The sequence below is a fragment of the Pseudarthrobacter sp. L19 genome, assembly GCF_050859435.1.
Taxonomy (GTDB): Bacteria; Actinomycetota; Actinomycetes; order Actinomycetales; family Micrococcaceae; genus Arthrobacter.
Genome location: NZ_CP193935.1, coordinates 2531620 through 2553446 on the forward strand (window position 1 = coordinate 2531620; position 21827 = coordinate 2553446).

A 21827-nucleotide genomic window follows, 5' to 3' on the forward strand; every position below is an offset into this window, starting at 1 on the left:
CAAGGCCGGGCCTGCGCTTGAGTGTCAGTGCCAGCCGTTAGCGTAGTTATATGCGGTTATTGCACACCTCGGACTGGCATCTGGGCCGGTCGTTCCACGGCGTCGGAATGCTTGAAGCGCAGCGCTCCTTCGTCGACCAGCTCGTCGCCTTCGTCCGCGACCAAAAGGTCGACGTGGTCCTCATCGCGGGCGACGTGTACGACCGCGCGCTGCCCGGCGTCGACGTCGTCGGGCTCCTGGACGACGCCCTGGTACGGCTGACCGACGCCGGCGCCACGGTGGTGCTGACCAGCGGCAACCACGACTCCGCCATCCGGCTCGGCTTCGCCTCACGGCTGCTGGAACGCGGCGGCGTGCACCTGCGGACCCGGCTGGACGACCTCGCCACGCCCCTGCTGCTGCCCCTCAGCGACGACGACGCCGGCCCACAGCTTGCCATCTACGGCATCCCCTGGCTGGAACCCCGGCTGGTCGCCGGCGCCCTCGGCGTCGACACGGCCAGCCACTTCGAGGTGACCCGTGCCGCCACGTCCCTGGTCCGCGCCGACCTCGCCGCCCGGGCGGCCGGGCGCACGGTCCACTCCGTCGTGCTGGCCCACACCTTCGCCAGCGGCGGGATCAGCTCCGACAGTGAGCGCGACCTGAGCATCGGCGGCGTCGGTGCGGTGCCGCTGGACCTGTTCGACGGGTTCTCCTACGTGGCGCTCGGCCACCTGCACGGCCGGCAGGAACTTTCCCCGGCCGTCCGCTACTCCGGATCGCCCCTGGCCTACTCTTTCTCCGAGGCCCGGCACCGCAAGGGCGGCTGGCTGGTGGACATCACGGCCGACGGCGTGGACAGCGTCACGGAGGTGCACTGGGAAGCCCCTCGCGAGCTCGCGGTGCTCCGCGGGACGCTAGAGGAGCTGCTCGCCGACGACGGGCTGGCGTGGGCCGAGGCGGCGTACTGCCAGGTGACGCTCACGGACGCCCAACGCCCCGCCCAGGCCATGGACCGGCTGCGCGCCCGCTTCCCGGATACCCTCGTGCTCGGCTTCGACCCCGAGGGTGCCAAGGACGCACCCAAGACCAGCTACAGCAGCCGGCTTGCCTCCGCCGTCGACGACCTCTCCGTCTGTTGCGGCTTCCTGGAGCACGTCCGCGGCCGGAGCGCGGACGAGGCCGAGGCAGCCGTCCTTGCCGAGGCACTCGAAGCGGTCCGGCTGGAAGGGGTATCCCGATGAGGATCCACCGCCTGGAAATCTCGGCGTTCGGCCCCTTCGCCGGCACGGAAGAGATCGACTTCGACCGGCTCAGCGCCCATGGTTTGTTCCTGCTCAACGGTGCCACCGGCGCCGGCAAAACGAGCGTCCTCGACGCCATCTGCTTCGCCCTCTACGGCTCCGTTCCGGGGGCCCGGCAGGAGGGCAAGCGGCTCCGGAGCGACCACGCAGAGGCGGGAGCCGAACCGCGGGTCACCTGCGAATTCTCGGCCAAGGGGCGGCACTTCGAGGTCTCCCGCACCCCGGCCTGGAACAAGCCCAGCGCCCGGGGCAAGAACGGCTTCACCGAGCAAAAGGCGAACACCCTGCTCCGGGAGCGGGTGGACGGCACCTGGGTGGAAAAGTCGGGTCGCAATGACGAGGCGGGGGCTGAGATCACCGCCCTCCTGGGCATGGACCGGGACCAATTCACCCGGGTGGTCATGCTTCCGCAGGGGACTTCGCCGCGTTCCTGCGGTCCAAGGCCGCGGACCGCCTGGCCCTCCTGCAGAGCCTGTTCGGGACCCAGCGGTTTGAGGCCGTCGAACAGGAGCTCGGCCGGAAGGCGGCAGCCGCCCGGGCCGAGGTCGAGACCCTCAACGGGGAACTGGCGCTGCTCGTGGCCCAGGCCGGCACCGAAGCCGCCGGGCTGGGGATCGAACCCAACGGCGGTTCGGAAGACGTTTCGCAAGACGACCCCGCCGCGCTGCTGGACTGGTACGGCCGCGAGGCGGAAGCGGCCGGCGCTGCCCGCCGCGCCGCCGCCGGGGACGCCGATGCCACCGTCGCCGACCTGTCCGCCCGTGCGGAATCTCTCGCGGCCCGGGCCGCCCGCCAGGCGCGCCTCACGGCCGCCCGGCAGCGGCGGGAGCTGGCCGAGGCGGCTGCCCCGGACCTGCGCGCCGCCGAAGAGCGGCTTGCCCGGCACCGTAAGGCGGAAGTCCTGGGCGGACACCTCGACACCCTCGACGGCGCCACCGCCGCCGAGGAGCGTGCCGGAGAAGCGGCCGAGGCTGCGGCCACCGTCCTGCGGGCCGCAGCAGCCACCGATCCCGAACTGGCGGCATTGCCCGGCCTGGCCCCGGACCAGGGCGGGACCGACCCCGCCGCGCTCCGCTCCGGCGTCACCCGGCTGCGCAGCCTCCGGGCCGTCCTGGCCGAACGGATGCCGGATGAGGAACGGCTCGCCGCGCTGCGCACGCGCTCCGCGGGCCTGCACCGGGACGTCGAACGGCTCACCGACGCCGGCACAGCCACCGCGGCGCGGCTGGAAGCACTCCGGGCGGACGCACTCGGGCTCCGGCACATCCTCGCCCCGCTCGAGGAGGCGGCGGCCGATCTCCAGCTTCGGGTCAAGGAAGCCGACGCGGCCGACGAACTCGTGGCCGTCGTGAAGCGGCACGCCGCGGCCGCGGAGGACTGCGACCGGCTGGCCGAGCGGCGCCGCGTGGCCCGCGATACCCACCAGGACCGCCGCCAGGCCTGGCTGGACCTCCGCGAGGAGCGCCTGGCCAACGCAGCCGCCGAACTGGCCGCACAGCTGAACCCGGGGGAGCCCTGCGCTGTCTGCGGCAGCACCGACCACCCCGCTCCGGCACCGCTGGCGGCCTCCGCGCTGACCATGGCCGACGCCGAGCAGGCCGCCCAGACGGCCGCCGAGGCTGCCGAAGCGGTGCTCGCGGACCTCGACCGCGAACTCGCCGACGCCCGCCAACACCTGGCCGTCCTCGCCGCCCAGGGCGGGGACGCGGCCCTCGAAGACGCGCTGACCGATGCCGAACGCGCCCGGGACCGGGCCGCGGAGGCCACGAAGGCCGCGGCCGACCTCGATGCCGCCCGCAACCGCTGCGAGGGGCTGGACGAGGAGATCTCCGCCCTCGAGGACGCGCGGGAGGATTCTGCCGCCGAGCTGGCCCGGACCCGTGCCGCCGTCGTCGAGGTGGACACCCAGGCCGCCGAGCTCGACGCCACCCTGCTGGGCCTCCGAAGCGGGCACCCCGGACTGGCCGGCCGCATTGCCGCCGTCGACTCGGCCGTTGCCCTCCTCGAAGACGCCGACGCGGCCGCCGTCAGCCTGGCCCAGGCGCGGTCCCGGACGGCGGAGGCCCGCGAGCGGCTGGAGCAGGCCCTGCCCGCCGCCGGGTTTGACTCCGCCGACGCCGCACGGGAGATGCTGCTGTCCGCCCGGGAAGCCGCGGACCTGGAGGCTGCCGTGCGTGCCGGGCGAGACGAAACCGCGCGCCTCGAGGAACTGTTCGCGGGGGAGGACCTGGTCCTGGCCGCCGCAGAACTCGCCGACCAGGGACCGGTCCCCGCCGGTGCCCTCGAACAGCTCAGGTCCGAGTCAGCTGCGGCGCTGGACGCGGCCCGGGAGGCCGGGGTGGCCGCCGGTCTGGCCGCCTCCTCGGCACGGACCCTGGCCGGACTCCGTTCCCGCTACAGCGATTTGGCCGAGTCCGGCCGGGAACCCCGGGAGCGGGCGGCGCTGCTGACCGCCGTAGCCGAGGCTGCCCGTGGCGGCGGCGACAACAGCTACCGCATGAGCCTGAACAGCTACGTTCTGGCCGCCCGGCTGGAGCAGGTGGCCGACGCGGCCTCCGAGCGGCTGATCGGCATGAGCGATGGCCGGTACACGCTCCAGCACACCGACGCGAAGGCCTCCCGCGGGCAGAAGTCCGGCCTCGGGCTGGAAGTCGTGGACCTCTGGACCGGGCAGCGGCGGGACACCGCCACCCTCTCCGGCGGCGAATCCTTCATGGCGTCGCTGTCGCTCGCCCTGGGACTGGCCGACGTGGTGCAGATGGAATCCGGCGGCGTGGACATCGAGACGCTCTTCGTGGACGAGGGCTTCGGCAGCCTGGACGAGCAGTCTCTGGAGCAGGTCATGGATGCCCTCGAGGGTCTCCGGGACGGCGGCCGGGTGGTGGGCCTGGTCAGCCACGTCGCCGAGATGAAGCAGCGGATCACCACCCAGCTGCAGGTGGTGAAGGGCCGGAACGGTTCCACCCTGCATATCTCCGACGAGGTGCCCGCCTAAGCCCGGCCGGGAGCTGCCCCCCGAACGCCGTCCCGGGTGAGGCCACGGCAGGTGCCGCCCGATATACTGGGACGGTCACCGGGTCGCGCGCATCGGGAGGGGGGACGATGCGCACCTCTTAGCGAACCCGGAAACCATGAACCCCTCAGCCTCATCGACGCCTCACGCGTCCCCGGATGTCTCTGTGCCCGACGCCGGCCCGGCATCAGCAGCGGCCCACGCTGCCCAGGTCGAACTCCCGCCCCTGCGCGACGGCAAACAGCGCGATCACCAACAGCCCGACGGCAAACAGCCCGATCACCAACAGCCCGAACCCGCCCAGGCTCCGCCACAGGCCCACGCCCAGGCCCAGGAGCGCGGCGGCCGGTTCGCCCGGCTCCCTGTCCTCGCCGGGCGCGGCTTCATCCCCCTGGGCCTTGCCGCCCGCCTGCCCCTGGCGATGCTCACCGTCGGGGCGCTCACCCTCGTCACCGCGGTCACCGGCTCCTACGCCGTCGGCGGTGCCGCGGCAGGCGCCGTCGGGATCGGGTCCGCGGCCGGCGCCCCCGTCTTCGGCGCGCTCGCTGACCGGCTCGGCCAGCGGCGCGTCCTGATCGTTGCCGCCCTGCTGAACGCCGCCGCCGTGACCGCCCTGATCCTTGCCGCCTATTTGGTGCCCGACGCACGTGACCTCGCCGCCGCCGTGCCGGTCCTGGCCGCCGCCCTGATCGCCGGCGCCAGCTGCCCGCAGGTGGGACCGCTGGCCCGCGTCCGCTGGATGGCCCTGACCTCCGGCCGGTCCGGCCGGCCCGGGGACCTCGACACGGCACTGTCCTACGAGAGCACCGCCGACGAGATCACCTTCGTGCTCGGGCCCGCGCTCGTGGGCATCATCGCCAGCCTGCTCAGCCCCTGGCTGCCCCTGGCCATCGCCGCGGTCCTGACCCTGGCCCTGGTACCCGCCTTCGCCGTCCACCCCACGCATCTCGCTGTGCCCCGCACCCGCCGGACGCAGGAGCCCGGGATCCCAGCCGCCACGGCACTGGCCTCCACCGCCGCCCGGCTCCGGGCCGCCGTCGCGATTGCCGTGCCGGTGCTGGCCATGGTCTGCATGGGGACCTTCTTCGGCGCCACCCAGACCTCGCTGAGTTCCTTCTCCGCCGGGTTTGCCAGCTCCGAACTGGCCGGCCTGCTCTACGCGGTGATGGGCCTGAGCTCCGCCGCGGCCGCCCTGTCCGTGGCGTACTGGCCGCGGCGGATCGGGCCCCGCACCCGGTGGCTCGCCTGCGCGGGCCTGATGACGGCCCTCGCGCCGCTGCTGTTGCTGCCCGATTCCCTGCCGACGATGATCGTGGTGCTGTTGGTCCTCGGCCTGCCGGTGGGGCCGCTGATGGTCACCGTGTTCGGCATCGGCGGCCTGGTGGCGCCGGCGGGACGGCTTGGGACCGTGATGACCGCGCTGGCCAGCGGGATTGTCGCCGGCACGGCCATCGGCTCCTCCGTGGCCGGCCAACTGGCGCAGACCGCCGGCTACTCCACGGCGTTCATCGTGCCGGTCTGCGCGGCCGGTGCCCTGTTCCTACTGGGAGCCGCTGCCGCCGTCGTCCTTCGCCGGCAGCCCTAGGGACTCAGCCCAGCTGGGCCTCGATCCGGGCGGCGCCGGCGGTGAGGGCCGCGGCCACCTCGGCGGGATCCTGCGCGGCCCTGAGGTACACCACGGCCAGGGCAGCCGGCCTGCCGCCGGGCACGCGCACCGGGACGGCCAGGGACGAGACGCCCGGGATGACCTCGTCATGGCTGGCGGCGAAGCCGAGCCCGCGGGCCGTGGCGGCCTCGGCCCGGTACGGCACGGCCGGTGCCAGGGCACGCCATTCGTCCTCCGTGTAGGCGGACTGGATGGCGATCCCGGGGGCGCCGGCGTTGATCGGGTGCCGGGATCCCGGGTGCTGGACGACGGCGGGGCCGGCATGGCGCGGATCGACAGTGACCAGCGTGACGCAGTCCTCCCGGTCCCAGACCGCCAGGAAGGCACTCATGGCCAGGGCGTTGGCCAGCTGGGTCAGTTCCGGCAGGGCTGCCGTCTGCAGGTTGCGGGACACCCCGCGCGCCAGGACGGCCAGGCCCGGCCCGGGCTGGACCCGTCCGGCGTCGTCGCGGACCAGCAGGGAGTGGTCCTCAAGGGTCCGCAGGATCCGGTAGGCCACCGAGCGGTGGACTCCCATGGCCACGGCCAGTTCCGCGATGGTCATGGGCTCCGGGGCGTCCGCGAGGATCTCCAGGGCGCGGATGCCACGGGAGAGGGTCTGGGACGGGGGCGCCTGGACGCCGGCGTTGGGGGTCATATGCCCATCCTAAATTTGCACGGCTCCTAAGTTCGCACTGACCGCAGCTGCGGCGGCGCGGCGTCTTTGAACCGCAACAGCGTGCCGGGTCGGGTGCCCCTTGTGCGCGGGGTCACAGTGAAGTAGCGTGAGGCAGCAGTGTTCCATATATGAACAGCTAGTTCAAATATGGAACAGCACACCGAACGACGCCGGTTCGTCATCAAACGAAAATGTGTGCCTTATCACAACTTCTGTAGTAGGCTCACGGTACTAACTGACCGTTCGATCAGTAAATCGGTAGGCACAGCTTCACTCAGCACCCACTGGCAGTACCTCTGCCCCAGCAACGGAGTTCCAATGACCGCAACTTCAACCGTCGATTCAGCGGCGGGCCCCAGCACTAAACATGAGGAACGCAAGGTCCTCGCCGGGACGCTGGTCGGTACCACCATCGAGTGGTACGACTTCTTCATCTTCGCCCAACTGACAGCAACGCTGCTGTCCCCGCTCTTCCTCGCCCCGCTCAACGCCTCCAACCCGGGCCTGGCCCAGATCCTTTCGTTCGCGTTGATCGGCATCAGCTTCCTGTTCCGTCCCCTCGGCGCGATCATCGCCGGCCACCTCGGCGACCGTCTCGGCCGCAAGGCCATGCTGGTCTTCACCCTGGTGATGATGGGTGCGGCCACCGCCCTGATCGGCGTCCTGCCCACCTACGCGCAGATCGGCGTCTGGGCCCCGGTCCTGCTGATCCTGCTGCGCGTTATTCAGGGCTTCTCCGCCGGCGGAGAATGGGGCGGCGCGGCCTTGATGGCCGTCGAGCACGCCCCGGTCGGCCGCCGCGGCCTGTTCGGCGCCTACCCGCAGATCGGTGTCCCGGTCGGCATGATCCTCGCCACCGGCCTGCTCTACTTCCTCAACACCGGCATGTCCAAGGAAGACTTCGCCAGCTGGGGCTGGCGGGTGCCGTTCCTGCTCTCCATCGTGCTGATCGTCGTCGGCTACCTCATCCGCCGTGCCGTGGCCGAAAGCCCGGTCTTCAAGGAGATGCAGGAGCGCAAGGAGGAAAGCAAGGCCCCGCTGGGCGAGCTGGTCCGCAAGCACAAGAAGGCCGTCCTCTACTCGACGCTGATCTTCATCGGCAACAATGCCGCCGGCTACCTGCTGATCGCCTTCTTCATCTCCTACGCCACCAAGACCCTGAAGATGCCCACCCCGCAGATCCTGCTGGCCACCACGCTGGCGTCCTTCGGCTGGCTCATCTTCACCCTGGTCGGCGGCTGGCTCTCGGACAAGATCGGCCGGGTCAAGACCTTCCTGATCGGCTACGCGATCGTCTTCGCCTGGATGATCCCAATGTTCGCGCTGATCGACACCAAGGACATCATGCTGTACGGCATCGCGCTGTTCGTCCTCACGGTGGGCCTGGGCCTGTCCTACGGTCCGATGTCCGCGATGTACGCCGAGATGTTCCCGGCCAACGTCCGCTACTCGGGCATCTCCATCGGCTACGCCTTCGGCGCGATCCTGGGCGGCGCCTTCGCGGCCACCATCGCCGAGGCCCTGCTGCAGGGCACCAAGTGGACCGGATCGATCGGTATCTACATCATGATCCTCTGCGTGATCTCCGCCGTCGGCGTGGTGCTGGCCAAGGAAACCAAGGGACGCCCGCTGGGCGTCAGCAGCCACCACTAGGCCGCGGCTGCCGGCAGGCAGCACCACGCCGCGCGGGGTCACGTGCGCTCATCCGGTACCGCCGGGCGGGCAGCACGTGGCCCCGCGTTGCTGTTGGCGGTCCCGGACGTACGACGGCGGCTGCCGCGCCGGACCGATGGGGAGCACTATCCATCCATCAAATGGAAAAATCCCGGTAGGCTGACGCGGTGGGCTGCAGGAGGCGGCCCGACGCGTATGCAATGTGTGGACTAATGGGGGAATCGAGTGGCCGGGACCTTTTACGGCGCCGACGTGGCGCAACTGCGCAGCCTGGCCGCGCGCGCGGGCAGCGGGGCGGGCAGCCTGGGCAGCCTGCAGCGCCGCCTGGGCGCGGAGATCGCCGGGTCGGCCTACTGGCAGGGGCACGACGCCGGGGCCTTCCGGTCGGAGTGGGACCGCGTCCACGCGCAGTCCCTCGCCCGGGCGGTGGCGGGGCTGGAGCAGATGCAGCGCGAACTCACCGCCCACGCCGACCAGCAGGAGAGCGCCAGCGCCGCAGCGGGTGCCCAGGCCCCTCCGGCGGGTCCTCCTCCGGCGGGTCCACGCCGTCGGCCGTGCCGCCGTCGACCGCCCCGGCCGGCGCCCCGCCGTCGGTGCTGCTCACGCCCGCTGCGCTCTCCGCACTCACCCCGCACCAGGTCGGCAGGTGGTGGGCCGGACTGGACGCGGCCGGACGGGCCGACTTCCTCCGGCTCCACCCCTACACGGCCGGCAACACGGACGGCCTGCCCATCGACACCAGAATCCAGGCCAACCGCGTCGCCGCCGGCACCCGCCTGGCGGAGCTGGAGCGGGAGGGGAAGGGGTCGACGGAGGAGGCTGAATACCTGAGGAACACGGTCAAGGGGGACATCCGCCTGGCGGCGTACGACCCGGCGAAAGGTAACCTCATTCAGATGATCGGCGACTACCACAGCAGCACCACAACGGTCCTGACCTATGTGCCCGGCACCTTCGCGACCGCCGGCGACTTCTACGCCGGCAGCGCCCAGAAGATGGCCGCGTACCTGCAGCAGTCCGATCCCACCGGCCGGACGGCGGCCTTCGTCTACAAAAACAGCGAGTTCCCGCAGGACGGGACCTTCAGGCAGTCGGCGGACAAGGCCTTCGGCGAGGCCGCCGGCCGGAAACTGGCCGCCTTTGAGGCGGGCCTGGCGGACCAGAACCCTCCGGAGCCCGCACCGTCGCGGTGTCCCACAGCTGGGGCGAGGCGGCCGTGGCATCCTCCGAAATGTACGGCACGCACTACGACCGGCAGATTTCGTTGTCCGGGGCATGGATGCCGGAGGGGTGGAAAGCCGATCCCGGCACCGCCTATGACCACTTCGCCTACGACTTCGACGCGCTGGCCACCGCCCAGGGCCTCGGCCTGGTGGGGGACAAGTACCCGCTGGCGGATCCCGCGTTCACCAAGCACATCTACGATGACCCGGCGCGGAACATCGTCCTGGGCCCGGTGAAGATCACCACGGATCCGATGGCCAAGATCGAAAACCACAGCCTGGTTGCCAACGCCCAGGACGCGCGGAACCGGGCGGCCCGCGAGGACGTCGCCAAGGTCATCTTCGGCGGCCGGCGATGAGCCCCGCCACGGCCGTCCGTCGGCTGCACACCGCCGTGACCCTTACCTGCCTCGCTGCCATCCTGGCCGCCTGTGCACCCGCCGCCGACCCCAGGAGCCCCAGCATGGACCTCGCCACCGCGAAGCAGTCAACCCGCAGCCAGCAGCAGGAACTGATGGCGGTGGTGCCCGCCGCGGAGATCACGACGACCACCCAGACGGAGACCTCCCGCGCCCTCTTCGAATGCGACGCCAACAGCTATTACTGGCCGGGAACGATGGATCTGGTCCTCACCCCGGAGGCGGACGGCGCCGGGCTGCTGCAGCAGATCAAGGCCGCGTGGTCCGGCAAGGAAGGCTGGACCGTGGAGGAAAAGACCAGCGTCAACGGGATCCCCGAACTCGTGATCGTCAGCCGGGAGGGGTTCCGGCATTCGGTCGAGTTTAACCCGCAGCGGAATGCGCTCTACACGCTCTCCTCGTCGGCGTGCTTCCACATGGAAGGCAAGCCCGACCCCGGGGTCGACTACTGAGCGGGGCCAGGTCCTAGACGCCGAGGAACTCGATGGCCCCCTGCTTGAACGCCCGGCTGGTGACGGCGTTGGTGTGGTTGCGGCCCGGCAGGACCAGTTGCTCCACCAGGGCCCCGGCCTTGCTGCCCAGCGCGGCCAGCTCGGGCATGGAAGCCGCCCGCTCGTCCTTCTCGCCGGCCACCAGCAGCATCGGCATCGGCGGGACCGCCTCGGCCGGGTCGAAGGGTTCGTCCTTGATCGCCTCGATCAGGGACAGCAGCGCGAAGATGTTGTTGCTCGGCAGCAACTGGGCCATCTTCAGCAGCCCCGCGGTGGAGTCGTCGGCGATCGGGGTGCCGTCGGCCAGGTAACGCTGCGCGGCGGGCAGGTCGAACTCGGCCAGCGGGTCCGCCACGTTGGGGCCGCCGAGGACCAGGCGGTGCACCAGCTCGTGCTGGGTGGCGCCGAATTCCCAGGCCAGCCGGGAGCCCAGGGAGTAGCCGATCACGTCCAGGCCCGACGCCGGGTCGCCGTCGCGCAGGGGACGCGCGCCGGCGTCGAACGCGATTTGCAGCAGATCGGCACGGATCCGGCTGGGGGAGTAGGAATCCCGGTCCTCCGGGGCGCCGCTGCGGCCGTGGCCGGGAAGGTCGACGGCGATCACCCGGCGGCCGGCCTGGGTGAGGGCCGTGATCCAGCCCGTGTCCTCCCAGTTCAGCTTGGAAGAGGAGGAGAAGCCGTGCAGCAGCAGCACCGGGCGAAGGCCGGCGTCGTCCTGCGGGTCGACCACGTTGACGTACAGCTGCGGGTCGGTGCCCTCGACCGTGTGCTGGTGCTGTTCCCCGGTGTGCCTGCCGCTCATGGCCTCAGTCCTCATCAAGTACGGCGCTCAGGCGGACCCGGCGCTTCGGTGCCTCTTCCTTCGGGACCGTGCCCACGATGCCGGCGGTGTCATCCGGCACCTCGAACACGATCAGCGGCTCGCCGACGTTGATTTTCTCACCCGGTCCGCCATGAATACGCACTACCTTACCCGCCTGGGGGCTGGGCAATTCGACCGCGGACTTGGTGGTTTCAACCTCCACCAGGGGCTGGTTGCGCTCCACCTGGTCGCCGGGGGCAACGAGCCATTCCAGCACCGTCGCCTCGATCAGGCCCTCGCCCAGGTCCGGCAGGGGGAAGGAAAGTTCAGCCACGTTTGTACTCCAATACTCGCTGGATGCCGAAGAGGATCCGGTCAATGTTTGGGATGTATTCGTCCTCCAGATCCCCGGAGGGGTAGGGGACGTCGAAGCCGGTGACGCGTTCCACCGGCGCCTTGAGGGTGTCGAAGCAGGCCTGCGTGATCAGCTGGGCCACCTCGGCGCCCAGGCCGGAGGTCAGCGGTGCCTCGTGCACCACCACGGCGCGGCGCGTCTTGCCCACCGAGGCGGCCAGCGCGGCGGCGTCGATCGGCTTAAGCCAGCGCAGGTCCAGGACCTCGATCTCGATCCCGTCCTCGGCGGCGAGCTCGGCCACCTGCAGGCAGCGGGCCACCATCGCGCCCCAGGCCACCAGGGTCAGGTGCCGGCCCTCGCGCATGACCTTGGCGCCCTCCGGCGAGCCGGGATTGGCGGTGTCCACCTCGCCCTTCTGCCAGTAGCGGGACTTCGGTTCCATGAAGATCACCGGGTCCGGGCGGGTGGCGGCGTGCTTGAGCAGGTGGTACGCCTCGTGCGGGTTCGACGGCGAGACCACCTTGAGCCCGGGAACGTGGGCGAAGAGCGCCTCCAGGCTCTCGCCGTGGTGTTCGGGGGCGCGGATGCCGCCGAAGCTGGGCACGCGCAGGGTGATCGGCATCGGCAGCGTGCCGCGGCTGCGGTAGTTCATCCGGGCGATCTGGCAGACGATCTGGTTGATCGCCGGGTAGGCGAAGCCGTCGAACTGGACCTCGGGGATGGGGTGGAAGCCGGCCATCGCCAGGCCCACGGACATCCCGAGGATGCCCGATTCGGCCAACGGGGTATCGAAGACCCGCTGCGCGCCGTGCTTGGCCTGCAGCCCGTCGGTGATCCGGAAGACCCCGCCCAGCCGGCCGCAGTCCTCGCCGAAGATCACCGCCTTGGGGTTCTCGGCCAGCACCTCGTCCAGCGCCCGGTTCAGGGCCTGCTGCATGGACATCGTGACGGTGGCGGCCTCGGTGGCGGCGGTGCCGCTTTCCAGGGTCGGGCTAGACATGTTCGGACTCCTCGCGCCAGGTGGCCGCCTGCGCCTGCAGGGCCGGGGTGGGTTCCTGGAAGACCAGGTCAAACATTTCCGCGCCGGGCCGGGACCCGAGCGCCTGGATGCCGGTGCGGATGGCTTCCTCCTCGGCCTTGGCGGCGGCGAGGGCCTCCGCGAAGAACGCCTCGTCGGCGAGCCCCTCGGCCAGCAGCCGCTGCTTCAGCCGCTCCAGCGGGTCGGCGCCGGCGCCGTCGCGCTCCTCATCGAGCGAGCGGTAGCGTCCCGGATCGTCCGAGGTCGAGTGCGGTCCGCGCCGGTAGGTCATGGCCTCGATCAGCACCGGGCCGTGCCCGGCGCGGGCATGGGCGAAGGCGCGGCGGGTCGCCTCGACGACGGCGACGACGTCGTTGCCGTCCACCTGCAGCGCCGGCATGCCGTAGCCGGCCGCCCGGGCGGCGACGGAGCCGCCGGCAACCTGGCGTTCGGTGGGCACGGAGATGGCCCAGCCGTTGTTCTGCACGAAGAAGACCACGGGGGCCTTCATGACGGCGGCGAAGTTCAGTGCCTCGTGCACGTCGCCCTGGGAGGAGGCGCCGTCGCCGAAGTAGGTCATGGCCACTCCGTCGGCATTTTCCAGCGTCTGGCCGTGGGCCCAGCCGACGGCGTGCAGCACCGAGCCGGCCACGACGGCCTGGATCGGGGCGAGCCGGGATTCCAGCGGGTTGTAGAGCCCGCCGTGCCAGGTGGCCTTGTGGGTGGACATGTAGCCCACCATGTCCACGCCCATGGTCCGGGCCACGCCCATCTCACGGTAGGTGGGGAAGACGAAGTCGCGGCTGGTGTCCACGGCGAAGGCGCTGCCCACCTGGGCCGCCTCCTGGCCGAGTTCGGGAGCGTAGCCGGGAATGATGCCCTGGCGCTGCCACGCGATGGCGGAGGTGTCCAGGTGCCGGACGGCCGCCATCAGCGTGTACAGCTCGCGCAGCTGGTCGGGGGTAAGCGGTGCGGCGTCGTCGCCGGACACCGCAAGCGGGAGTGTATCCATGGCTGTGACCCTAGTCACGGGCTCGGCATTGGGCAATCAGCCCACAACACGCTGGCCAATCTGCCAAAATCTGCCGGCGTCTACGCCTCCATGGGTAGCAGCTTGTATAGCTGCGCCCCGGTCGGGTCAGCCGTCTGTCCGGCGGGTCCTGCCGAACCGGGCCCCGGCCCAGCAGGCTGCGGCGATGGCGGCCACCAGGATCAGGGTGCTGACCAGCTGCTTGCTGCTCTCCGGGCTGCTGAACCCGACCGCGAAGATCAGCGCCAGCAGCACCAGGCCGACGATCGTCAGCACCGGGAACCCCTTCATCCGCAGCGGCAGCACGGTGCCGTCCCGGTCGGCCCGGCGGCGCAGCACCAGCTGCGAGACCAGGGCCGAGCCCCAGACCACCAGGCAGGTCGATCCCACCAGCTGGAAGAGCGCCGGCAGGATCCGGTCCGGGAAGAGCAGTTCCAGCACGGCGGCGATGAAGCCAAAGGCCACCGAGACCGCAACCGCCACCACCGGGACTCGGGCGGCGTTCAGCCGGGACAGCACCCGCGGCGCCTCCCCGCGCTGGGAGAGCGAGAAGGCCATCCGGGACGCCCCGTAGAGGTTTGCGTTCAGGGCCGAGAGGAGGGCGACGACGGCCACCAGGGTGATGACGGCCCCCGCCCCGGGAATCCGGGCGGCGTCCAGGACTCCGGCGAAGGGCGACTTCAGCCCCTCCGACGTCGAGGGCAGAACCGCGGCGATCACGAAGACCGAGCCGATGTAGAAGACCAGGATGCGCCAGACCACGGTCCGGATCGCGTGGCGCACACTGCGCTCCGGGTCTTTGGTCTCGGCGGCGGCGACGCTGACGATTTCGGTGCCGCCGAAGGCAAAGATCACCACGAACAGGGCCGTGGCGATGCCGCCCAGGCCTGCGGGCGCGAAGTCGGCGGTGATGACGGACAGGCCCGGGCCCGGCACGTCCGGCAGCAGCCCGAGGATCAGGGCGGCACCGATGATCAGGAAGATCACGATCGCGGCGACCTTGAGGATCGCGAACCAGAACTCGAACTCGCCGAAGTTCTTCACGCCGGCGAGGTTGATGGCGGTGAACACCGCCATGAAGATCAGCGACAGGGCCCAGACCGGCAGCACCGGCCAGACGGTGAAGAGCAGGCCAGCCGCGCCGAGGGCCTCGGCGGCGATCACCACCACCAGCTGCAGCCACCAGAGCCAGCCCACGGTGGCGCCGGCGGTGTTGCCGAGGGCGCGCTGGGCGTAGACGGAGAACGCCCCGCTGACGGGGTTCGCCGCGGCCATCTCGCCGAGGGCCCACATCACGATGATGATCAGCGTCCCGGCCACCAGGTAGGAGAGCAGGACGGCGGGGCCGGCGGCCTGGACGCCCGCACCGGAGCCCAGGAACAGGCCGGCGCCGATCGCGCTGCCGAGGCCCATCATGGTCAGCTGCCGGGGCAGCATGGTGTGGCCGAGCTCGCGGCCGGGTTCCGTCGCGGCGGACTTCGTTGTCATCTGGCGGACCTTCTCTGCGTGGTGGGATGTCCTTTTGGGACCATTTGAATTTACCGCCCGTCCGCGGCGCCGAAGAACCACCGGCGTGAGATTATGGTGGCAGTTTGCTTTCAAAACTGGCCGTTTTCCGGCTGTTTGTACTTCCGCTTCGCCCGAAATCGAGGAATCCGCCATGACCGTCGACGCGCTCGATGCCAAAATTGTCCGATTCTTCACCGACTCCCCGCGCTCCTCCGTGCTGGAGGCCTCCCGCGTGCTGAAGGTGGCCCGCGCGACCGTGCAGTCCCGGCTTGACCGCATGCAGGAGTCCGGCGTGATCGGCTCCTGGGTGCCGCAGCCGGACCCCGCCCGGTTCGGCTACCCCGTGGTGGCGTTCTGCTCGCTGACCATCAACCAGGACCTGGGCCACGACGCCGTCGTCGAGGCGCTGGCGCAGATCCCGGAACTGATCGAGATCCACACCGTCTCCGGCAGTTCGGACCTGATGGCCCGGATCGCCGCCCGCTCCAACCCGGACCTGCAGAGGGTCCTTGATGCCATGATCGCCACGCGGACCGTGCTGCGCTCCTCGTCGGTGATCGTGCTCAACACCCACTTCGAGGGCAGGACGCTGCCGCTGCTGGAGGCAGCGGCCCGCCCGCAGTAGCGCGCCGTCACCATTTGGTGCCCCGCCGGCGTCGGCGTAGAATCAGTTCTAGTCAATCGGACTATAACTACTCCGGCAGTCGGGCCGGAGCCGTCCGGCCGGGGTCCGCCACCGGCCCCGGACCCCGAACCGCGGGGGCAGAGCACCATGTACACCTCACCGGCCAATGTCAGCGAGCGCCGCCTCGCGCCGCCGTCGTTGGCCATTTCCACGGTGATCTTCGCCCTCCGGCCCAGCGAGACCTCGGGCCGGCCCACCCTCTGGATCCCGCTGGTGCGGCGGATCCGTGAACCGTACAAGGGCCTGTGGGCGCTCCCGGGCGGCCCGCTCAGCCACGACGAGTCCCTGCAAGATGCCGCATCCCGGAACCTGCGCGAGACCACCGGCCTGGCGCCCAGCTACCTCGAACAGCTCTACGCTTTCGGCGGCCTGCACCGCTCACCCACCCAGCGCGTGGTTTCGATCGTCTACTGGGCGCTGGTGCGGCCCACCGAGGCGGCGCTCGCCGACGAGTCGGAGAACGTTCGCTGGGTGCGGGCGGACCGGCCTGGCCAGCTGGCCTTCGACCACAATGCGATCGTCGACTACGCGCTGTGGCGGCTGCGCAACAAGCTCGAATACGGCCCCATCGCCTTCCACTTCCTGGGCGAGTACTTCACCCTCGCCCAGTTGCGCGAGGTCTACGAGGCCGTCCTGGACCGCGAGCTGGACCCCGCGAATTTCCGCCGCCAGATCAAGGCAGCCCCGGAAATCGAGGAAACCGACGAATACCTCCAGGGCGGCAAACACCGCCCGCCCCGCCTCTACCGTTACACCGGCCGCCCCGGCCTCGATCCCGACCACAGGAGCACACCATGAGCAGCGTCAACACGGCGATCCAGCTGATCACCCGGGGAGCGGCCACAGGCCAGGTAACAGGCAGTGCGGCCGCGGGGTCCACGTGCAGCCCCGCGCTGGCCAGCGGTCCCTGGGACTTCGACCTGGCCGAGGCCCTCGCCGGCGTCCCGGCGTACGGTCCGGGCGCCTCGGCAGCCGACGTGGCCCCGCCGTCGACCCCGCGGCAGGGGCAGCTGCCTGAGGAGTACAAGCGGGCCACCGACGCCGAACTCGACGCCCGGATCCGCGCCGCCAAGGCCACGTTGGGGGACCGGGCCGTGATCCTGGGCCACTTCTACCAGCGCGACGAGGTGGTCGAATACGCCGACTTCGTGGGCGACTCCTTCCAGCTGGCCAACGCGGCGCTGACCCGGCCCGAGGCGGAGGCAATCGTCTTCTGCGGCGTGCACTTCATGGCCGAAACCGCGGACATCCTCTCCGCCCCGGAGCAGGCCGTGATCCTGCCCAACCTCGCCGCCGGCTGCTCGATGGCGGACATGGCGGACATCGACTCGGTCACCGAGTGCTGGGAGCAGCTGGAGGAACTCTTCGGCACCGAACCCGACGCCGACGGCCGGGTCCCGGTCGTCCCGGTCACCTACATGAACTCCTCGGCCGCACTCAAGGGCTTCTGCGGCGAGCACGGCGGCATCGTCTGCACTTCTTCGAACGCCGCCACGGTGCTGGAATGGGCGTTCGAGCGCGGCCAGCGGGTGCTGTTCTTCCCCGACCAGCACCTGGGCCGCAACACCGCCAAGGCCATGGGAGTGCCGCTGGAGCAGATGCCGATGTGGAATCCGCGCAAGGACCTCGGCGGCAACGACGAGCAGACGTTGCAGGACTCCCGCGTGATTCTCTGGCACGGCTTCTGCTCCGTGCACAAGCGCTTCACCGTCGCGCAGATCGAGAAGGCGCGGGCCGAGTACCCGGACGTGCAGGTGATCGTGCACCCCGAGTGCCCGATGCCGGTGGTTGACGCAGCGGACGCCGCCGGCTCCACCGACTTCATCCGGAAGGCCATCGCGGCCGCCACCGAGCCCACGGTCTTCGCCGTCGGCACCGAGATCAACCTGGTCAACCGCCTGGCCGCGGAGTACCCGCAGCACACGATCTTCTGCCTGGACCCGGTGATCTGCCCCTGCTCCACGATGTACCGCATCCACCCCGGCTACCTCGCCTGGGTGCTCGAGTCCCTGGTCCGCGGCGAGGTGGTCAACCGGATCACCGTGGCCGACGACGTCGCGGCCCCGGCCCGGGTGGCACTGGAACGCATGCTGGCGGCGCGGCCGTGACCAGGCGTCTGGTCATTATCGGCAGCGGCATCGCCGGGCTTTACGCCGCGCTGCTCGCGGCCGAGGCTCCCGGCGTCGAGGCGGTGCTGCTGACCAAGGGGACGCTCGGGGACGGTAACACCGGCTACGCCCAGGGCGGGATCTCCGCCGTCCTGGGCCCGGGAGAGGCTGCCTCCGGGGACTCGGTCGCCGCCCACATCGCCGACACCCTCGCCGCCGGCGCCGGGCTGTGCGACCCGGAGGCCGTCCGGGTGCTCTGCACCGAGGCGGTACGGGACATCGCCGGGCTGCGCCGCTTCGGCGTGGAGTTCGACGCCGCCGCCACCGGTGGTCCCGCGCTGGGCCTGGAGGCGGCACACTCCGCCGCGCGGATCCTGCACGCCGGCGGCGACGCCACGGGCGCGCGGATTTCCCACGCCCTCGGTGCCGCCGTGCTGCAACAGGCCGCCCGCGGGCGGCTGCGGGTCCTCACCGGGGCCTTCGCCACCGCGCTGCTGACCGGGCCGGATACGGGCGACCAGGAGGCCCGCGACCAAAACCCCGCGGCGGTCATCGGCGTCGCCTACCTCGCCGGCGGACGCAGACACCAACTGGACGCCGAGGCCGTGCTGCTGGCCACCGGCGGTGCAGGCCGGATGTTCTCCCGCACCACCAACCCGCGGGTCGCCACCGCCGACGGCCTGGCCCTGGCCTGGCGCGCCGGTGCCGCCGTCCGGGACCTGGAGTTCTACCAGTTCCACCCCACCACCCTGGCCACCGCCGACACCCCCGACGGCCCGCCCGCCCTGCTGGTCTCCGAGGCCGTGCGTGGTGAGGGCGCCGTCCTCCGCGACGCCGCCGGCCGCCGCTTCCTGCCGGCCTACCACCCCGACGCCGAACTGGCACCGCGCGACGTCGTCTCCCGCAGCATCGCCCTGCACCTCGCCGCAACCGGCGCCGACCCCGGAACCGCCGTCCACCTCGACGCGCGGGGGATCGAGGACGCCCGCGGCGCCGGCTACCTGGCACGACGGTTCCCCACCATCACCGCGGGCACGCGCGCGGCCGGTTACGACTGGACGGCAGAGACCGTGCCCGTCTCGCCGGCGGCGCACTACTGGATGGGCGGCGTCGCCACCGACCTCGCCGGGCGCACCACCGTCCCGGGGCTCTACGCCGCCGGGGAGGTCGCCCGCACCGGGGTGCACGGGGCCAACCGGCTCGCCAGCAACTCCCTGCTGGAAGGGCTGGTCTTTGGGCGCCGGGCCGTGGAGGACTTCCTCGGCGACCACGCGGCGCCTTCCTCCGTGAAGGGAACTGCCCGGTCGGCCCCACTGGGGGACGTCACGCCGGACCCCCGTCCCGTGGCGTTTTCCCGGGATGCCCTGGGACGGCTCATGACCCGGACCGCCGGGGTCTCGCGCACGGGCGCCGGGCTGGACGCTGCGGCGGCCCGGCTCGCCGCCTGGGCGTCCGACCTCCGCCCGGAGACCGTATCGGAGAGCGCAGACCAGGCCGGGCACGAGGACCGCAACCTGCTGCTGGCCGCCACGCTCCTCGTTGAGGCGGCCCGGCGCCGCACCGGCTCGGTGGGCGCCCACTTCCGGGCGGACCCGGAGGCGGCGGCGGCTGTCCCGGACACCCCGGAGCCCCGGTACCTCCACCTGCCGCAGCCCACCCACGGCCCGCGGCACGCCACCCGTTCCAAGCAAAGGATCACGTCATGACAGCACCCGCCCCGGCCGCCCGCAGCCCCCGCCCGGCCGCGAGCCCCGCCGTCGTTCCCGCAGCCGTGGCCGGGACCCTGCCGGCCGCCGCCGTCGACGCCGTCCTGCGCGCCGCGCTCGCGGAGGACGCCCCCTACGGGGACATCACCTCCCAGACGCTCATCCCCGCCGGGACCCGCGCGACGGCGGTGCTGGCCGCCCGCGTGCCCGGGGTGCTCAGCGGCGGCCAGGTCTTCGCGGCGGCCATGAAACTCGCCGACCCGGACGCCGCCGTGACCCTGCTGGTAGCGGATGGAGAGCGCTTCGACGCGGGCACGCCCCTGGCCCGGGTCACGGGGACGCCCGCGGCGTGCTGCTGGCCGAGCGGGTGGCACTGAACCTGGTGCAGCGGATGAGCGCGATTGCCACGAAGACCGCCGAGTACGTGGCCCTCGTGGCCGGCACGCGGGCCCGCATCACCGACACCCGCAAGACCACCCCGGGACTGCGCGTGCTGGAACGTTACGCCGTGCGGTGCGGGGGTGGCAGCAATCACCGGGCGGGACTCTCGGACGCCGTCCTGGCCAAGGACAACCACCTGGCCGTGCTCACCGGGGAGACCCGGCCAGGCTGACCGCCGTGCTGCGGGAGGCGAAGGCCCGGCTGGGCCACACCACCCACTTCGAGGTGGAGGTGGACACCATGGAGCAGATCGAGCCGGTGCTCGCCGCCGGGGTGGATACCATCATGCTGGACAACTTCACGCTCATGGAGCTGGCCGACGGCGTCGACTTGGTGGCCGGGCGCGCCCGGGTGGAGGCCAGCGGCAACGTCAACCTGGGCAGCGTGGCCGCGATCGCCGCCACGGGCGTGGACGTGATCTCCATCGGCGCCCTCACCCACAGCGTCGCCGCCCTGGACCTGGGGCTGGATATTGAACTGGACGTTGAACTAGGCACCGATCTGAACACCGATCTGGGCACCGACGCCGGCTCCGGCACCACCCCGCAGCCCGAACCGGGAGCCCAGGGGACGCCGTGATCTTCCTCGACGCGGCCGCCACCACCCCGGTCCGCCGGGAGGTGCTGGCGGCCATGTGGCCCCACCTGAGCGGGGAGTTCGGCAACCCCTCCAGCCACCACTCGCTGGGGGAGGCGGCCGCGGCGGCGCTCGCCGACGCCCGGGCGGCCGCTGCCCGGGTCCTGGGCTGCCGGCCCGGGGAGGTGGTGTTCACCTCGGGCGGCACGGAGGCGGACAACCTGGCCGTCAAGGGCATCGCACTGGCCCGCCGCGCGGCAGACCCCCGGCTGGACCGAGTGGCCATCAGCGCCGTCGAGCATCCCGCCGTGACCGAGTCCGCCCGCTACCTCGAACGCGTGCACGGCTTCGCGGTGGACGTGATCCCGGTGGACCGCCACGGCCAGGTCACGGAGGATGCCATCGCCGCGGCGCTGCGCCCGGAGACCGCCGTCGTCAGCGTCATGTACGCCAACAACGAGGTGGGAACCGTCCAGCCCGTGGCCCGGCTGGCCGGCCTGGCCGCGGCCGCGGGCGTCCCGCTGCACACCGACGCGGTGCAGGCCGCCGGCTGGCTGCCGCTGGACGCGAAGGCGCTGGGCGTGGCCGCGCTCTCGGTGTCCGGGCACAAGCTCGGCGCGCCCAAGGGCTGCGGAGCCCTGGTGGTGCGCGGCCGGACCCGGCTGGAGCCGCTGGTCCACGGCGGCGGCCAGGAACGCGGCCGCCGCTCCGGGACCGGGAACGTTGCCGCCGCGGTGGCGCTGGCGACGGCGCTGACGCTCGCGGCGCAGGACCAGGCCGGGCGTGCCGCCCGGGTTGCGGCGCTGCGGGACGGGTTCATCGCCGCGGTCCTCGAAGGCGTGCCGGGTGCGGTCCTGACCGGGCACCCGGCCGAGCGGCTACCCTCCGTGGCGTCGTTCTGCTTCCCCGGCACCAGCGGCGAGTCGGTGCTGCTGGAGCTGGAGCGCCGGGGCGTGGTGTGCTCCAGCGGCTCGGCCTGCGCCGCCGGGTCCGATGAACCCTCCCCGGTGCTGGTGGCGCTGGGCATCCCCGCAGCGGTGGCGCAGACGGCGGTCCGGTTCAGTTTCGACGCCGCCATCACCGCGGCCGAGCTGGACCAGGCGGCCGCCGCCGTCCGCGGGGCGGTCGGCAGCGTGCGGTCCCTCGGGGCGTAACGCCGGGCCCTAGCGG

General features: G+C 71.7%; 17 protein-coding genes and 2 pseudogenes. 13 read left to right on the forward strand and 6 right to left on the reverse strand.

Annotated elements, in window-relative coordinates; genetic code table 11:
• The first annotated feature begins 50 nt into the window (after window positions 1–50).
• The 4 genes and pseudogenes from ACRQ5B_RS12070 to ACRQ5B_RS12085 all read left to right on the forward strand — a co-directional run bounded on the left by ACRQ5B_RS12070 (window position 51) and on the right by ACRQ5B_RS12085 (window position 5881).
• Window positions 51–1223, forward strand: coding sequence for an exonuclease SbcCD subunit D (locus ACRQ5B_RS12070; RefSeq protein ID WP_432394152.1), 1173 nt, complete (start codon window positions 51–53; stop codon window positions 1221–1223).
• Window positions 1220–1642 (forward strand): annotated as a pseudogene (locus ACRQ5B_RS12075) (AAA family ATPase); the annotation flags it as partial. The gene ACRQ5B_RS12070 and the pseudogene ACRQ5B_RS12075, both read left to right, overlap by 4 nt.
• Window positions 1643–1860: 218 nt before the next feature.
• On the forward strand, window positions 1861–4278 hold the full coding sequence (locus ACRQ5B_RS12080; protein WP_432394155.1) for an SbcC/MukB-like Walker B domain-containing protein: 2418 nt from the start codon (window positions 1861–1863) through the stop codon (window positions 4276–4278).
• A 403-nt stretch (window positions 4279–4681) separates the two neighbouring features.
• Window positions 4682–5881, forward strand: coding sequence for an MFS transporter (locus tag ACRQ5B_RS12085; protein ID WP_432398755.1), 1200 nt, complete (start codon window positions 4682–4684; stop codon window positions 5879–5881).
• A gap of 4 nt (window positions 5882–5885) precedes the next feature.
• Here ACRQ5B_RS12085 and ACRQ5B_RS12090 read toward each other — a convergent pair whose 3' ends face one another.
• A complete protein-coding gene (locus ACRQ5B_RS12090) occupies window positions 5886–6599 on the reverse strand; it encodes an IclR family transcriptional regulator (RefSeq protein ID WP_432394157.1) in 714 nt (237 codons plus the stop codon).
• 339 nt (window positions 6600–6938) lie between these two features.
• Between ACRQ5B_RS12090 and ACRQ5B_RS12095 the strand changes: the two genes are divergently transcribed.
• From ACRQ5B_RS12095 to ACRQ5B_RS12105, 3 genes are all read left to right on the forward strand, one after another.
• On the forward strand, window positions 6939–8273 hold the full coding sequence (locus tag ACRQ5B_RS12095) for an MFS transporter (RefSeq protein ID WP_432394160.1): 1335 nt from the start codon (window positions 6939–6941) through the stop codon (window positions 8271–8273).
• 1237 nt (window positions 8274–9510) lie between these two features.
• Entirely contained in the window at window positions 9511–9876 is a 366-nt protein-coding gene (locus ACRQ5B_RS12100; protein ID WP_432394163.1) for a hypothetical protein, read from the forward strand.
• The gene (locus ACRQ5B_RS12105; RefSeq protein WP_432394165.1) at window positions 9873–10388 is read left to right on the forward strand and encodes a hypothetical protein; all 516 of its coding nucleotides are present in this window, start codon (window positions 9873–9875) and stop codon (window positions 10386–10388) included. Before ACRQ5B_RS12100 ends, ACRQ5B_RS12105 begins: the two co-directional genes overlap by 4 nt.
• A 13-nt stretch (window positions 10389–10401) precedes the next feature.
• On the opposite strand, the gene ACRQ5B_RS12110 is transcribed toward ACRQ5B_RS12105, so the two are convergent.
• The 5 genes from ACRQ5B_RS12110 to ACRQ5B_RS12130 form a co-directional block, all read right to left on the reverse strand.
• Entirely contained in the window at window positions 10402–11229 is an 828-nt protein-coding gene (locus ACRQ5B_RS12110) for an alpha/beta fold hydrolase (RefSeq protein WP_432394168.1), read from the reverse strand.
• A 4-nt stretch (window positions 11230–11233) separates the two neighbouring features.
• Window positions 11234–11563: a biotin/lipoyl-containing protein gene (locus tag ACRQ5B_RS12115; RefSeq protein WP_290257447.1), complete on the reverse strand. Its 330-nt coding sequence runs from the start codon at window positions 11561–11563 to the stop codon at window positions 11234–11236.
• Window positions 11556–12584, reverse strand: coding sequence for an alpha-ketoacid dehydrogenase subunit beta (locus tag ACRQ5B_RS12120; protein WP_432394171.1), 1029 nt, complete (start codon window positions 12582–12584; stop codon window positions 11556–11558). The genes ACRQ5B_RS12115 and ACRQ5B_RS12120 overlap by 8 nt, the downstream gene beginning before the upstream one ends.
• Window positions 12577–13614, reverse strand: coding sequence for a thiamine pyrophosphate-dependent enzyme (locus tag ACRQ5B_RS12125; RefSeq protein WP_432394174.1), 1038 nt, complete (start codon window positions 13612–13614; stop codon window positions 12577–12579). The genes ACRQ5B_RS12120 and ACRQ5B_RS12125 overlap by 8 nt, the downstream gene beginning before the upstream one ends.
• 126 nt (window positions 13615–13740) lie before the next feature.
• Complete coding sequence (locus ACRQ5B_RS12130; protein WP_432394177.1) at window positions 13741–15120, reverse strand: amino acid permease; 1380 nt, start codon at window positions 15118–15120, stop codon at window positions 13741–13743.
• Window positions 15121–15292: 172 nt separating this feature from the next.
• Between ACRQ5B_RS12130 and ACRQ5B_RS12135 the strand changes: the two genes are divergently transcribed.
• From ACRQ5B_RS12135 to ACRQ5B_RS12160, 6 genes and pseudogenes are all read left to right on the forward strand, one after another.
• Window positions 15293–15766, forward strand: coding sequence for an Lrp/AsnC family transcriptional regulator (locus ACRQ5B_RS12135; RefSeq protein WP_412883374.1), 474 nt, complete (start codon window positions 15293–15295; stop codon window positions 15764–15766).
• 147 nt (window positions 15767–15913) lie between these two features.
• On the forward strand, window positions 15914–16624 hold the full coding sequence (locus tag ACRQ5B_RS12140; protein WP_412883373.1) for an NUDIX hydrolase: 711 nt from the start codon (window positions 15914–15916) through the stop codon (window positions 16622–16624).
• Entirely contained in the window at window positions 16621–17934 is a 1314-nt protein-coding gene (nadA, locus tag ACRQ5B_RS12145) for a quinolinate synthase NadA (RefSeq protein WP_432394182.1), read from the forward strand. Before ACRQ5B_RS12140 ends, nadA begins: the two co-directional genes overlap by 4 nt.
• Entirely contained in the window at window positions 17931–19640 is a 1710-nt protein-coding gene (nadB, locus tag ACRQ5B_RS12150) for an L-aspartate oxidase (RefSeq protein ID WP_412883372.1), read from the forward strand. Before nadA ends, nadB begins: the two co-directional genes overlap by 4 nt.
• Window positions 19637–20660 (forward strand): annotated as a pseudogene (gene nadC / locus ACRQ5B_RS12155) (carboxylating nicotinate-nucleotide diphosphorylase). Before nadB ends, nadC begins: the two are co-directional and overlap by 4 nt.
• Complete coding sequence (locus ACRQ5B_RS12160; RefSeq protein WP_432394185.1) at window positions 20657–21811, forward strand: cysteine desulfurase family protein; 1155 nt, start codon at window positions 20657–20659, stop codon at window positions 21809–21811. Before nadC ends, ACRQ5B_RS12160 begins: the two are co-directional and overlap by 4 nt.
• Window positions 21812–21827: the final 16 nt, after the last annotated feature.